Source organism: Faecalibacterium sp. An122 (assembly GCF_002160895.1).
In the GTDB taxonomy this organism is placed as follows: domain Bacteria; phylum Bacillota; class Clostridia; order Oscillospirales; family Ruminococcaceae; genus Faecalibacterium.
The window spans coordinates 78,070-91,343 of the sequence record NZ_NFLL01000006.1 but is presented as its reverse complement, the minus strand read 5'-3'; the positions used below and the strand labels follow the sequence as shown (position 1 = coordinate 91,343).

General features: G+C 50.5%; 17 protein-coding genes. All 17 read left to right on the top strand.

The genetic code is table 11. From position 1 onward, the window contains the following. Nucleotides 1-265 precede the first annotated feature (265 nt). The 17 genes from B5E67_RS06285 (at nt 266) to B5E67_RS06205 (ending at nt 13,267) form a co-directional block, all read left to right on the top strand. The gene (locus B5E67_RS06285) at nt 266-991 is read left to right on the top strand and encodes a sigma-70 family RNA polymerase sigma factor (protein WP_087384013.1); all 726 of its coding nucleotides are present in this window, start codon (nt 266-268) and stop codon (nt 989-991) included. Beyond that, nucleotides 988-1,947 carry a hypothetical protein gene (locus B5E67_RS06280; protein WP_087384010.1) on the top strand — a complete coding sequence of 320 codons (960 nt, stop codon included), beginning with the start codon at nt 988-990 and terminating at the stop codon, nt 1,945-1,947. The genes B5E67_RS06285 and B5E67_RS06280 overlap by 4 nt, the downstream gene beginning before the upstream one ends. A gap of 110 nt (nt 1,948-2,057) precedes the next feature. After that, complete coding sequence (locus B5E67_RS06275; RefSeq protein WP_087384007.1) at nt 2,058-3,221, top strand: PepSY domain-containing protein; 1,164 nt, start codon at nt 2,058-2,060, stop codon at nt 3,219-3,221. Beyond that, nucleotides 3,190-3,909 carry a polyphosphate polymerase domain-containing protein gene (locus B5E67_RS06270; protein WP_242956821.1) on the top strand — a complete coding sequence of 240 codons (720 nt, stop codon included), beginning with the start codon at nt 3,190-3,192 and terminating at the stop codon, nt 3,907-3,909. Before B5E67_RS06275 ends, B5E67_RS06270 begins: the two co-directional genes overlap by 32 nt. 24 nt (nt 3,910-3,933) lie before the next feature. Next, complete coding sequence (locus B5E67_RS06265) at nt 3,934-4,605, top strand: DUF4956 domain-containing protein (protein WP_087384000.1); 672 nt, start codon at nt 3,934-3,936, stop codon at nt 4,603-4,605. Between the two features lie 4 nt (nt 4,606-4,609). After that, nucleotides 4,610-6,049, top strand: a complete 1,440-nt coding sequence (locus B5E67_RS06260) for a CotH kinase family protein (RefSeq protein ID WP_087383997.1) — start codon at nt 4,610-4,612, stop codon at nt 6,047-6,049. A 411-nt stretch (nt 6,050-6,460) separates the two neighbouring features. After that, on the top strand, nt 6,461-7,084 hold the full coding sequence (locus B5E67_RS06255; RefSeq protein WP_087383994.1) for a recombinase family protein: 624 nt from the start codon (nt 6,461-6,463) through the stop codon (nt 7,082-7,084). Nucleotides 7,085-7,269: 185 nt separating this feature from the next. Next, complete coding sequence (locus B5E67_RS06250) at nt 7,270-7,500, top strand: recombinase family protein (RefSeq protein WP_087383991.1); 231 nt, start codon at nt 7,270-7,272, stop codon at nt 7,498-7,500. Nucleotides 7,501-7,636: 136 nt separating this feature from the next. Next, entirely contained in the window at nt 7,637-7,849 is a 213-nt protein-coding gene (locus B5E67_RS06245) for a DUF5348 domain-containing protein (RefSeq protein ID WP_050006549.1), read from the top strand. Beyond that, entirely contained in the window at nt 7,846-8,145 is a 300-nt protein-coding gene (locus B5E67_RS06240) for a DUF6050 family protein (RefSeq protein WP_087383988.1), read from the top strand. Before B5E67_RS06245 ends, B5E67_RS06240 begins: the two co-directional genes overlap by 4 nt. A gap of 141 nt (nt 8,146-8,286) precedes the next feature. Beyond that, nucleotides 8,287-8,517, top strand: a complete 231-nt coding sequence (locus B5E67_RS06235; RefSeq protein WP_087383986.1) for a hypothetical protein — start codon at nt 8,287-8,289, stop codon at nt 8,515-8,517. Between the two features lie 4 nt (nt 8,518-8,521). Next, nucleotides 8,522-9,358 (top strand): DUF6017 domain-containing protein, encoded by an 837-nt coding sequence (locus B5E67_RS06230; RefSeq protein WP_069432516.1) that lies wholly within the window; start codon nt 8,522-8,524, stop codon nt 9,356-9,358. Nucleotides 9,359-9,474: 116 nt separating this feature from the next. Further along, a complete protein-coding gene (locus B5E67_RS06225) occupies nt 9,475-9,966 on the top strand; it encodes a PcfB family protein (RefSeq protein ID WP_087383984.1) in 492 nt (163 codons plus the stop codon). Further along, a complete protein-coding gene (locus tag B5E67_RS06220) occupies nt 9,963-11,735 on the top strand; it encodes a type IV secretory system conjugative DNA transfer family protein (RefSeq protein ID WP_087383981.1) in 1,773 nt (590 codons plus the stop codon). Before B5E67_RS06225 ends, B5E67_RS06220 begins: the two co-directional genes overlap by 4 nt. Before the next feature lie 111 nt (nt 11,736-11,846). Further along, nucleotides 11,847-12,059 (top strand): Maff2 family protein, encoded by a 213-nt coding sequence (locus B5E67_RS06215; RefSeq protein WP_087383978.1) that lies wholly within the window; start codon nt 11,847-11,849, stop codon nt 12,057-12,059. Nucleotides 12,060-12,147: 88 nt separating this feature from the next. Then, nucleotides 12,148-12,360, top strand: a complete 213-nt coding sequence (locus B5E67_RS06210) for a Maff2 family protein (protein ID WP_004611947.1) — start codon at nt 12,148-12,150, stop codon at nt 12,358-12,360. A 37-nt stretch (nt 12,361-12,397) separates the two neighbouring features. Next, entirely contained in the window at nt 12,398-13,267 is an 870-nt protein-coding gene (locus B5E67_RS06205; protein ID WP_050005960.1) for a CD0415/CD1112 family protein, read from the top strand. Nucleotides 13,268-13,274: the final 7 nt, after the last annotated feature.

The window sequence follows — 13,274 nt, the reverse complement described above, 5'->3', positions numbered from 1 at the left end:
TTGCGGATCAAGCAAATAAAAGCCTATATGGCATCAAAAGGTTTATTGCATATACTTTGTACAATTTCAGTTTCATGAAATGCTTTCCCTTTTTGCTTTACCGTAGTTTTACAAGAATTTAACTTTTCTATGGTCGCAGCTTAACAGCAAGAGAGATATAATTAAAATGTAGTTTTATACCCATTTGATTTGATAAGCCATGTCACGGTGACCCCGGTTTTGAAAACAGGAGTTCGTATACTATATATAGGAGGGATTCTGCTGCATGAATGAAGAACATAAAATCGTTCAGCATGTATATGCGGCAAAAGAGGACATACAAGCGGCAGATCGGCTGATTGGTACATACATGCCCTTTATCAAGATGGAAACAGCAAAGTTTTTAAAGCGTCCTCCCATTGAAGGACATGACGATGAACTGAGTATTGCCATGATTGCTTTTCACGAGGCGATCGGCGGATATTCCCGAACCCGCGGTGCTTTCCTCAAGTACGCCGCCATGCTGATCCGCAATCGGCTGATTGACTACAGCCGCAGGGAACAGCGGCATAGCCGTGTCATTTCGTTGGACGCACCGGCAGGAGAAGACGATATAACGCTGGGGGATACGCTGGCAGATGAAAGGGACCCATATGAAGAAACGTCGGTACGGGATGCGACCCGCGCAGAAATTGAGGAATTGACCCGGCAGATGCAGGAATTCGGTGTCAGCCTCAGCGATGTGGCGGACAACTGCCCCAAGCAGCAGCGCACGCTGGATGCCTGCCGTAAAGCATTGCAGTACGCCAAGGAGAATCCAGAACTGTTGGACGTCCTCTTACAGACAAAGAAGCTGCCCATCGGGCAGCTGACCGCCGGCAGCGGCGTGGAACGTAAGACGCTGGAACGGCACCGCAAATATATGGTGGCCCTGCTGCTGATCTATACCAACGGGTATGAAATCATCCGCGGGCATTTGAAACAAGTAATGAAAGGAGTGGCAGCGCGATGAGTTATCTGGTTATGGAATGCCACCCCGGCTATGCGGTTCTTCTGGACGAAGAGGGGCGTTTTTTAAAAGCGGCCAATCTTCGATACGAAATAGGGCAGACGGTGTACGATCCGGTGTTGATGAAAGATACGCCAGAAAAGCAGCGGCATACCATTCGATGGATCAGTAGCGGCATTGCGGCAATTGCCGCCTGTTTCCTGCTACTTTTTGGGTTCAGTTATTATCAAAATTATATGCGGCCTTACTCTTCCATTTACCTGACCATCAATCCGGAAGTGCGAATGGACCTGAATCGACAGGGGACGGTCGTGGAACTCACGGGGACAAATGAAGATGGAGAAACGCTGCTGGAAGGCTATGATGGTAAGGGAAAAGACAAGGTGACCGTTGTAGATGAGCTGCTTGACCGTGCGATTGAAATGGGCTTTCTTTCTGATGGCGGCCGAGTCTCATTCTCCGTTGATTCACCGGATGAAACACTGTTCCAGGAATATGGAACAGAACTGCGCACCAAGGTGACGGAGCATTTAGACGGGCGGATTACCATCACGATCGAAATTGTCGATTATAAAAACGGACAAAGTCAGGAAGAACCGGAGAGCAGTTCCTCTCCAAATTCCTCCCAGACGGATACTTCCCAGCCGGAGTCCGTATCGCCATCTCCGCCTGAATCATCCCAGCCTGCGGTTATCCCCCCGACATCATCCAGTACTACCGATTATAACGATACAGATTACGGACCCAATAACGATGGTGTGACCGATTATACGCCTCCGGCCAGCAGTACGCCGCCTGTAGATACAGACTATGGTTCCGGCAGCGACGGAGTCACCGATTATACGGACGGGAATACCGATTATGACCCGAGTAACGACAGCGACGACGATTCCGATAACGACGGCGATAGCGGCTATGACGGTGATGATAACGATGGCGATGATGCAGATGACGATTAAATTTCAAAAAAATTTCCAGCTTACCCCGGTTTTCAAAATCTATTTCCGTAATCTATGAGTGTGAGGCAAAACAAAAGCCGATTCAAACATAAGCCGAAAGGAGCAATAACATGAAATTGAGAAGAAAACTTTTTGCAGCGGTCTCTTCCCTGGCTGTCGCGTCGGCAGTCCTTCTGACCGGATGCGGAGCACCGGCGCAGGAAGGAACAGCGCTGAAAGAGACAGGAACCCTTACTCTGAGTGTCAACCCGGAAATACAAATCGAATATAACCGGGAAGGAAAAGTCACAGACCTGACCGGCAGGAATGATGACGGCAAGACCATTGTGGCGGCCTATCCGGATTATATAGGCAAAAACTGTGAGGTTGTATTACAGGATCTGATTGTAGAAATCAACGAGGCCGGTTTCTTTGTGGATGACATCGACGGCAACAAAAAGAATATCGTCCTGCAGCTGGAACCGGGTTCGGTGCTTCCCAGCGACGACTTTCTGGAGGATATGAGCTTAAGAACTCAAGAGACGGTGAAGGGTCTGGATCTTGCTTCAGGCATCGTGACCATTGACGACGACGATTATGACCCGGCTTATGCCAAAGACGGTGAGCCTTCTCCCTATATCACTCTGGAGAAAGCGCAGGAAATCGCACTTACCCAGGCGAATGTCAACGCTGCGAACGCGGTATTCGATGACCGGGAGTTCGACCACGATGACGGAACCCCGATTTTTGAACTGGAATTCACTGCGAATGGGAATGAATATGAATATGACATTCATGCCGTGACGGGAAAGGTTGTAAGAGCTGAGCACAAGACCATCGGCACGCAGAGTGGAAACCAGAATACCAGCAGTGGTTCCGGCAACTACGATGACACAGACTACGGTCCCAACAACGACGGTGTGACCGACTACAACGATACGGACTACGGTCCCAACAATGACGGTGTCACCGACTACAACGATACAGACTACGGTCCCAACAACGACGGTGTCACCGACTACAACGATACGGACTACGGTCCCAACAATGACGGTGTCACCGACTACAACGATACGGACTACGGTCCCAACAATGACGGTGTCACCGACTATAACGACACGGACTACGGCCCCAACAACGATGGTGTGACCGACTACAACGATACGGACTATGGTCCCAACAGTGACGGTGTCACCGATTACAATGATACGAACTACGGTGACACCAATTACGATGATGGTGGCAGCGATTATAGTGATAGCGATGATGACGGGGATTCCGGCTATGACGATTGAGCCGCTAAAAGCCATTTCCCTTCGGCATGAGTTGAAGCACCAGATCAACCTGCGGGAAGATCTGGTGCTTTCCCAAAGGCTTCGGAAGCTGTTTACCCACGACAAAAACGCCGGCCCAGACGGTATATACCGGGTAACCAGCTTATACTTTGACACACCGTATGACAGTGCCCTGCGGGAGAAAATCGACGGGGTAAACCGGCGGGAAAAATTCCGCCTGCGGTACTATGGGACAGATTTTTCCTTTATCCGGCTGGAAAAGAAGTACAAGGTAAACGGACTGTGCGGTAAACGCAGCGCCCGGATAACACAGGAACAGGCAGAAAAGCTGCTTTCCGGCAACTATGAATTCCTGCTGGATTCGAGTGAACCGCTTTTCATAGAGCTTTACAGCAAGTTAAAAGGGAAAGGGCTGCGGCCGAAGACCATCGTCTGTTACGACCGGGAGGCCTTTCTCTATGCACCCGGCAACGTGCGGATCACCCTGGATCGGGATATCCGCACTGGTCTTGGCAGCGTGGATTTTTTGAATCCGGAGATCTTTTATCTGCGCACTATAGAGTCCGGCACAGTTCTGGAAATCAAATATGATGCGTTTTTGCCAGAGCTTGTCCGTATGGCAGTACAGGTGCCCGGAAGGCAGGCATCTGCCTGTTCCAAATACGTCCTATGCCGGCGGTTTGATTGAAAAAATAGAGGAGGAAAGGCTGCAATGACCTTTCAGGATATTTTTAAATCCAGCTTTCTGGAGAATATCGCCAGCATTTCCATATTGGACATGGTGATCGCTTTGGTTCTGGCTTTCCTGCTGGGATTATTTATCTTTTTCATCTATAAGAAGAGTTACAGCGGCGTGATGTATTCGGCCAGCTTCGGTGTGACGCTGGTTGCTTTATCCCTCATCACTACCCTGCTGATCATGACGGTGGTGAGCAACATCGTGCTGTCCCTGGGCATGGTGGGCGCTCTGTCCATCGTCCGGTTCCGTACTGCTATTAAGGAACCCATGGATATCGCGTTCCTGTTCTGGGCTATTGCGGTGGGCATTGTCCTGGCGGCCGGGCTGATTCCGTTGGCGGTATTCGGCAGTATCTTTATTGGGGTTGTGCTCTTTGCATTCTCCAAAAAGAAAACGGTGGATTCCCCCTATATCCTGGTGGTACACTGTGAAAACAGCGAGATCGAGGAACAGGCTCGGCTTTTTGTGAAGTCCCAGGTCAGGCGGCTGAATCTTAAAAGCAAAAGTGTGGACAATGGCAGTATTGAGCTCAACTACGAAGTCCGCCTCAAGGAGGACAGCAATACCTTTGTCAACGAGTTAGAGGCTATGCCGGGCGTATCCCGGGTGGTGCTGGTCTCTTACAACGGCGATTATATGGGATAAGGCGATGGTGAAGCATAAGTATATCGACTGGATTTGCATCGGTGCGGCAGTTTTAGCGGCGATTCTCACTCTGCTGCTGATGTTCGGCGAACAGTTGGGGATTCCCAAAGCCAGCGCCAACCCGGGATATGTGCCCCGGCTTTTTGACAACAGCCGGGTGCACACCATTGATATTCAAATCGAGGACTGGGGTGCTTTTATCGGGAACGCGGAAAAGGAAGAATATGTGGCCTGCACCGTCGAAATCGACGGAGAGGCGTTTCACAATATTGGGCTGCGGACCAAGGGCAACAACTCTCTGCGGCTGACGGAGGAATACGGGCTTTCCCGCTATAGCCTCAAGCTGGAATTTGACCAGCTCCTGGACGGAGGGAATTACTATGGGCTGGACAAATTTTCTCTGGACGCCTCCTTTCAGGACAACAGCTATCTGAAAACCTACATGGTCTACGACATGATGGCATTTATGGGGGTGCCTGCGCCTCTTTGCAGCTATACCTGGGTGACGGTCAATGGAGAGGACTGGGGTTTGTTTCTGGCAATTGAGGCGCCGGAGGAAGCCTTTGCCCGCAGGAATTTCGGGAATGATTACGGAAAGCTGTACAAGCCGGATTACCGTTCCCTGAATGCGGAAAACGCCGACGTAGCGCTGCAATATATCGATGATTATCCGGACAGTTATCCCGGTATCTTTGAAAATGCCAAATTTGAAACGTCCCAAGCCGATCAGGAACGGGTGATTGAGGCACTGAAAACCCTTTCCACAGGAGAAAATCTGGAAACCGCAATCAACGTGGACGAGGTGCTGCGGTATTTCACTGTGCAGGCCTTTGTGATGAATTGGGATAGTTATCTGGGCCATACCGGTCACAATTACTTTTTGTATGAGGAAGACGGGGTTCTCAGCATTCTGCCCTGGGATTACAATCTGGCTTTCGGCACCTATGCCCTTGGCATGACCGATCCTATCAAAGATCCCAACATCCTCATCAACTACCCCATCAATACTCCGGCGGAAGGTGAGGTTATGCTGAACCGGCCGCTTTACCACAACCTGATGAAGCACGACGAATACTTCGCCCGCTATCACTCCTATTTCGACGAACTCCTTTCGGAATATTTTGAAAGCGGGCGGTTTGAAGCTATCCTACGGAAGGTGGAAAAGTTGATCGCGCCCTATGTCCAAAAGGATCCGACTGCGTTTTGCTCCTTTGATGACCATCAGCTGGCAGTAGATACGCTGGAACGGGTCTGCCTGCACCGGGCGCAGAGTATCCGTGGACAGCTGGACGGAGAAATCCCCGCCACCATACGAGGCCAGCAGGAAAACCCGGACGCCAAGGTTGACGCTTCAGAAATTCAACTGACCGACTTGGGGGATTTTGAAGATCTGGAGTCGGCAAAGGATAAACAAGACGCAGCTATGCATAGGATACGAAACTAAAGCATCGTCGTAAGACATCACTTTAGTGATAAATTTAATAGCATTTCCATTTTTATGCAAAGTTATTCATAGGTCACGGAAATAACTTGATTTTCGGCGGGATTTCTGATATAATACAAATGTTATCGTTTGAGGACTACAACTGAATATTTATCTTCACTATGGATTGATAGACGGCATTAAGCCGGACAACGCCTGTGGTGTGCTAAGCGAAAACATCACCGCTTCTGAAACTGCTTTGGACTGTCGGCAGTCGGAAAAAGCGTAAAGGACAGTTTCGACTTTGCATGACAAAGCCGGTTACATGAATGTGAAGCCACCACCGCAGGGGATAGGTCTATCCTTTTGCGGGAAGTCGGTACGCATTTGTGTGCCGGCTTTTTTTGTTGCCCGAAAGCCGGTTACAACGGAATGACCGGCTGGATGGGATATGGCTGGGTTGCAGACACTGTATCGGGCATTCTTGATAAACAGGAATACTGCGGTGATACCGTCAACTTTCGAACTTATCGCAAGTCTTTCAAAATGAAGAAAAAGCTCGATAAACCGAAAGACGAATGGAAGATATTCCTGAATACTCACCCCGCCATCATTGACCGGGAGGTATTTGCGCTGGTGCAGGAACTGCGCCGACACCGCCGCAGACCTGCTAAAAGCGGGATCGTCAGTATGTTTTCGGGATTGCTCTATTGCGCCGACTGCGGAGAAAAGCTGTATTACAGCGTAACCAACAATTACAAGCGGGAACAAGCCTACTTCTTCTGTTCTGCTTACCGTAAAAACTCTGAGGTATGCTCTGCCCATTATATTCGGGAAAAAGTCGTGGAGCAGCTTGTGCTTGAGAGTATGCAGAGGGTACTGTGGTATGTGCAAAGCTACGAAAAGCTATTCGCACAAAGGCAGTTGGAGGAATTCGGCGAGAAGCGGATGTACCATTTGCAAGGTGACACAGAAGCCGGGAAAGCGTTTGCCATTGGAGGAGAATTGTCTGCCAACAGCCTATATCAAGATGTACAGACAAATATCAATGAATAAAGTTTATGGAACAGCGTAGTTCATATGCTGCTCTAAAGATATGAAGCGGCATCCGAAGCACTTGTGGGCGAGGATGCCGAACTTCTTTCAGTATGCTCTATCAGGATGTAGGAAAGAATTAGTATATGCCTAATTTGAAAAAATTATATGTCATGCGTGTTTTATGGTGAAAATACCCTTGACAAATCGCTTTTCAAAAGAAGTACCTTGAAGATTATGCCCGCAGAAACGGTCTGGTAAACATCATTCACTTCACGGACGATGGGTATTCCGGTGTGAATTTCAATCGGCCCGGCTTTCAGTCTCTGATCGCCGAGGTGGAGGCCGGGAAGATCGGCACCATCATCGTTAAGGATTGTTGTGCGATAATGGGACTAAATCAGAAAGACCTTGAAAATCAAGGGATTCTGGCTTAGTCCCTTCTTTTTTGACCTGAAAGAGGAACAATCGCACTACAATCGGCGCACCGGATCAAAACCGGCTGGCGGTGGCTATGGAGGTACACTGCGTAAGCCCTTCCCGTTGCGCTACCCACAACGAAAGGAGTCCATCATGAAACAGGGAACTTTGGTTTATGACCACGCAACGGATCGGTACGACATTCGCTTTGACCTTGACTGCTACTACGGCGGTCTGCACTGCGGGGAATGCTTCGATGTCATGATCGGGGGCAAGTGGAAACCCACCCGGATCGAGATGGCTGCGGACTGGTATCTCGTCGGCATCCGCACGGACGATTTGCAGGGATTGAGGGTGAGGATGTGAAGACTTTTCTCAAGGAAGTGCTGCTTCCTCTGCTGATTGCCCTTTGTCTTGCCGCATTCTTCAAGCCGGTCTATATGGCGGACGGCGTATGTGACTACTTCCTGATGTGGCTCTGTGTCGGCTTCCCATTCGGCATCCGCAGGATGTGTCTCTGGCTCGTCCCCTTCGGTTACGGCATATCCGGCACAGTAGGAATCTTCGCACTCAACATCATCATCGGCGGTCTTATCGGAGGACTCGCCCTGGTTGTCGGGCTGCTGCTCGGCATCATCCATACCATCCGAGAAATCATCTAAATATCTGAAAAGCTAAGAGGGTTTGTTTCATTCTCCAATTCGGAGCATGAAGCAAACCCTCTTTTTTTTGTTGCCCGAAAGCTGGAACAATCTGCCTCTTGCAGATGACGGCGGTGCGGCGAGGAAAGGAGAGAAAACAAAATGAGCTACATGACAGCCGGTAAGCTGCAAGCCTTTGAAGCCCTCATGAAGGAGGTACCCGGCCACAACCACTATGACAGCGGATGCGAAGGAATCTGCCCGGAGTGCCGGTCGTGCTGCTTCCATCGTCCCTACTGGAAATATCAAACCTGTGTCTTCGAGGAATGTCCCTATTCCCCGGTGAAGCTGTCAACGCTGCGCTGTCAGCCGGTGATGGCAAGGGAGGGATAACCGCATGGCAGTCTATCGCGTCAACAAAAACCGTGGCTACACGGTCATGGCAAATTACCATCTCAGGGATAAAACCCTGTCCCTCAAAGCCGTGGGGCTACTCTCCAAAATGCTGTCCTTCAACGATGGCTGGCAGTTCTCAACGAAAGGTCTTTCGGCGATCTGCAAGGAAGGCCCCGATGCTGTTCTGGCAGCTCTCAGGGAGCTTGAGGACGCAGGGTATCTCGTCCGTCATCAGTCACGGGATGAAAAAGGCCGGATGAGCAGCATGGTTTTCGAGATATACGAGAAGCCGCAGACGGGTTTGCCGGACACGGAAAAGCCGCATACGGAAAAGCCGGACACGGATAATCCGTTCACGGGAAAACCGTGTACGGAAAATCCCGCACAATTAAATACTAATCAAGTAATTACCAACGAAAGAAATAACTCTCTGAGAAACTATCAATCTATCAATCTTGATGGGATAGACAGGATGGATGAACGGGAGCAATACAGGGAATTGATCCGGGATAACCTTGAGATCGACATCCGCTCTCTGGACAGGCACTATGACCTTGACCGTGTAAACGAAATTGTCGAGATCATGCTGGATGCTGTTTGCTCCACAAGCCCCACCATCCGTATCAACGGAGAAGATATGCCGCAGCCGGTGGTTAAGTCACGCTTCCTCAAGCTGGACAGCGGCCACATCGACTATGTGCTCCAAGCGATGAACGATTGCCCTTCCGACATTCGGAACATCCGGGCATATCTGCTTACGGCGTTGTATAACGCTTCACTAACCATAGATAACTACTATTCAGCCCGCGTGAACTACGATTTTCACGGAAAAGGCTGATGCGTAAGCATTCTCAATCAACTTAAAGGGGGTGAGATGAAAACATGATCCACATTTTACACGGTGTCCCGCCTTAGTGACAGGATTGCCCCGCAAATCTCAGAAAGGAGGTCCCCATGCAGGATGAAGTAAATACCAAAGTCGTTGCGATTGCCATTAAGGGCGGAAAAATTACTGCGGAGGTGCTGAAAAAGGCGCTCGCCAAATTCATCGAGGAAATTGAAAAGGCCGAAAAGCAAGCCTCGCAGCCCAAGACCTACCGGGGCAAGCAGTCCATCAAGCACCTTGTCGAGCAGAACGCCGCAATCAGCAACATCGAAGTGACCGAAGGAAACATCAAGTCTTTCGAGCGTACAGCGAACAAGTACGGGATCGACTACGCGCTCAAGAAAGACACCTCTGAGCAGCCGCCGCGCTATCTCGTCTTCTTCAAAGGCCGGGATGTGGATGTGATGACTCAGGCGTTCAAGGAGTTTTCCGCCAAGACGGTCAAGCAGAAAGAAAAGCAATCCCTCAAGCAGAAGCTCTCCCGCAGCAGGGAGCAGTCTAAAGCCCAGCACAAGGAGAAGGTCAAGGTTAAGACGAAGGATCGGGGCGTTGAGCTATGAAAAAGAAACTCGACATCAAAAAGCTCGTCCTTCTCAATCTCCCGTATGTGTTCGCCTTCTACTTTGTGGATAAGCTGGCGGCAGTCTTCCGGCTGGCTCCCGGCACAGAGTTCATCGACAAGCTCACCGGCGGCTTTGCCAATTTCGGCGCAGCGTTCGCCAATCCGCTCCCCAGCTTTCATCCAGTAGACCTTCTCATTGGTGTGGCCGGAGGCGCGTTGCTCAAGCTGGCCGTCTACATCAAAGGCAAAAACCGCAAGAAATTCCGCCAAGGGGAGGAATACGGGTCAGCGCGTTGGGGACGACCGGAAGACATCCGGCCTTACATGGATGATGACTTTTCCAACAATGTCATTCTCACCCAGACCGAAGGGCTGACCATGAACAGCCGTCCGAAGCAGCCGAAGTACGCGAGGAATAAGAATATCCTTGTCATCGGCGGTTCCGGCTCCGGCAAGACCCGCTTCTTTGTGAAGCCAAACCTCATGCAGATGCACAGTTCCTATGTGGTCACTGATCCCAAGGGCACAGTATTGGTCGAATGTGGGAAGATGCTTGAGAAAAACGGGTATGTCATTAAGTCGCTGAACACGATCAACTTTCGTAAGTCCATGCACTACAACCCGTTCGCCTACATCCGCAGCGAGAAGGACATCCTCAAACTGGTCAATACGATCATCGTCAACACGAAGGGAGATGGCGATAAGTCCGGGGAGGATTTCTGGGTCAAGGCAGAAAAGCTCTACTATACCGCCCTCATCGGCTATATCTGGTACGAAGCGCCAGAACACGAGAAAAACTTCACTACCTTGCTCGAATTGATCAACGCTTCGGAGGCCAGAGAGGATGACGAAACCTTCAAAAATCCCGTTGACCTCATGTTCGATGAGCTGGAAGAGCGCGAGCCAGACCACTTCGCGGTGAAGCAATACCGCAAATATAAGTTAGCCGCTGGCAAAACTGCCAAGTCGATCCTGATTAGCTGCGGTGCGAGGCTTGCCCCATTTGACATCGCGGAGCTGCGGGAGCTGATGAGTTACGACGAGATGGAGCTGGATTGCATCGGCGACCGCAAAACGGCGCTGTTCGTCATTATCTCTGATACCGACGATACCTTCAACTTTGTCGTGGCGATCATGTACTCCCAGCTTTTTAACTTGCTCTGCGACAAGGCGGATGATGTCTACAATGGGCGGCTCCCCGTCCATGTCCGCTGCCTGCTCGACGAGTTTGCGAACATCGGTCAAATCCCGAAATTCGACAAGCTGATTGCAACGATCCGAAGCCGGGAAATCTCAGCATCCATCATCTTGCAGTCCCAGAGCCAGCTCAAGACCATCTACAAGGACGCAGCGGACACGATTGTCGGCAACTGCGACTGTACCCTCTTCCTCGGCGGCAAGGAAAAATCCACTTTGAAGGAACTCAGTGAAATCCTCGGCAAGGAGACAATCGACCTATATAACACATCAGAAACCCGTTCAACCAACAACTCATACGGCCTGAACTACCAGAAGACCGGCAAGCAGCTCATGTCGGAGGACGAAATCGCTGTCATGGACGGCGGCAAATGTATTTTGCAGCTTAGAGGCGTGAGACCTTTTCTCAGTGACAAGTACGACATTACGAAGCATCCAAAATACAAAATGCTGTCCGACTACGATAAGCGCAACGCTTTTGACATCGAGAAATACCGTTCTCACAAGCTGGTAGTCAAGCCCACCCAAACCTTCGACCTCTATGACATGGGAGAGGTTGAAGCCGATTGAAGCCCCGTCATGCACTGCGCATGGGCAATGCCCAAAGCAGAACAATGACGGGGCTTCTATTTTTTTGCCCATTTTTAATCATTCACACTCAAAAATCAAGGAGGTCACTCTATGGAATTTATCAATCAGGCGGTTACGGTCCTTCAGACGCTCGTTGTTGCCCTCGGTGCCGGTCTGGCTGTGTGGGGTGTGGTCAACCTCATGGAGGGCTACGGCAATGACAATCCCGGCGCCAAGAGCCAGGGCATCAAGCAGTTGATGGCCGGTGGCGGCGTGGTACTCATCGCCACAACCCTCATCCCCTTGCTCTCCGGTTTGTTCTGATAACCGGTTCGCGTATCCACATGGGAGGGCGCGAAATGCCGCGCTCTCCCTTCATTTTTAACCAATTTCCAACACAAGGAGGTCATTTATGGAATTTATCAATCAGGCAGTTACCGTTTTGCAGACCCTCGTTGTCGCCCTTGGCGCTGGCCTTGCCGTGTGGGGCGTGGTCAACCTCATGGAGGGGTACGGCAATGACAATCCCGGTGCCAAGAGCCAAGGAATCAAGCAGTTGATGGCCGGTGGTGGTGTGGTACTCATCGGCACGACCCTTATCCCGCTCCTGTCTGGCCTGTTCTGATCCGGCAGCCCCAGCATAACCGAAAGGTGGTGAAATATTGGGATTTATCCTTGAAAAAATCGAGGAAGCCATAAAAGAGCTTCTGATCGGCTGGATTGAAAGCAACATGACCAATATGTTCACCGATGTCAACGACAAGGTAGGGACGATAGCTGCTGAGGTAGGCAAAACGCCCTCTTCATGGGATAGCAGCATATACCAGATGATCCGGGGACTATCCGAAAATGTGATAGTCCCCATCGCTGGTATCATCATCACCTTTGTCCTGTGTTACGAGCTGATCTCCATGATCACCGAGAAAAACAACTTGCATGACATGGACACATGGATGTTCTTCAAGTGGTTCTTCAAGGCGGCTGTGGCGATCTACCTCGTTACCAATACCTTTGACATTGTGATGGCGGTCTTCGACATCGGTCAGAATGTCGTAGCCGGTGCAGCCGGTGTCATAAGCGGCGACACGAACATCGACATCGAATCCACTCTTGAACAAATGCGCGCCAGCATGGAAACGATGGGCATTGGCGAACTGCTCGGCTTGTCCATAGAGACGCTGCTGATCAGCCTGTGCCTCAAGATCATGTCCATTCTCATCACGGTCATTCTCTATGGCCGTATGATTGAGATTTATTGCACCGTGAGCATCGCGCCCATTCCCATTGCGACGATGAGCAACCGCGAATGGGGCAGCATCGGCACGAACTACCTCAAAGGGCTGTTCGCGCTGGCATTCCAAGGCTTCCTCATCATGGTGTGCGTTGCGATCTATGCCGTGCTCATCAACAACATGATCATCGCAGCCAATATCCACTCGGCGCTATTCTCGGTGGCAGCTTATACGGTCATTCTTTGCTTCTCCCTGTTCAAGACAGGTTCGCTTGCAAAGTCACTATTCAATGCCCACTGAGAAAGGA

Excerpts from the sequence above, each read along its gene's own strand:
- B5E67_RS06285 (WP_087384013.1), top strand. The coding sequence starts at position 266 with ATGAATGAAGAACATAAAATCGTTCAGCATGTATATGCGGCAAAAGAG.
- B5E67_RS06280 (WP_087384010.1), top strand. The coding sequence starts at position 988 with ATGAGTTATCTGGTTATGGAATGCCACCCCGGCTATGCGGTTCTTCTG.
- B5E67_RS06275 (WP_087384007.1), top strand. The coding sequence starts at position 2,058 with ATGAAATTGAGAAGAAAACTTTTTGCAGCGGTCTCTTCCCTGGCTGTC.
- B5E67_RS06270 (WP_242956821.1), top strand. The coding sequence starts at position 3,190 with ATGATGACGGGGATTCCGGCTATGACGATTGAGCCGCTAAAAGCCATT.
- B5E67_RS06265 (WP_087384000.1), top strand. The coding sequence starts at position 3,934 with ATGACCTTTCAGGATATTTTTAAATCCAGCTTTCTGGAGAATATCGCC.
- B5E67_RS06260 (WP_087383997.1), top strand. The coding sequence starts at position 4,610 with ATGGTGAAGCATAAGTATATCGACTGGATTTGCATCGGTGCGGCAGTT.
- B5E67_RS06255 (WP_087383994.1), top strand. The coding sequence starts at position 6,461 with ATGACCGGCTGGATGGGATATGGCTGGGTTGCAGACACTGTATCGGGC.
- B5E67_RS06245 (WP_050006549.1), top strand. The coding sequence starts at position 7,637 with ATGAAACAGGGAACTTTGGTTTATGACCACGCAACGGATCGGTACGAC.
- B5E67_RS06235 (WP_087383986.1), top strand. The coding sequence starts at position 8,287 with ATGAGCTACATGACAGCCGGTAAGCTGCAAGCCTTTGAAGCCCTCATG.
- B5E67_RS06230 (WP_069432516.1), top strand. The coding sequence starts at position 8,522 with ATGGCAGTCTATCGCGTCAACAAAAACCGTGGCTACACGGTCATGGCA.
- B5E67_RS06225 (WP_087383984.1), top strand. The coding sequence starts at position 9,475 with ATGCAGGATGAAGTAAATACCAAAGTCGTTGCGATTGCCATTAAGGGC.
- B5E67_RS06220 (WP_087383981.1), top strand. The coding sequence starts at position 9,963 with ATGAAAAAGAAACTCGACATCAAAAAGCTCGTCCTTCTCAATCTCCCG.
- B5E67_RS06215 (WP_087383978.1), top strand. The coding sequence starts at position 11,847 with ATGGAATTTATCAATCAGGCGGTTACGGTCCTTCAGACGCTCGTTGTT.
- B5E67_RS06210 (WP_004611947.1), top strand. The coding sequence starts at position 12,148 with ATGGAATTTATCAATCAGGCAGTTACCGTTTTGCAGACCCTCGTTGTC.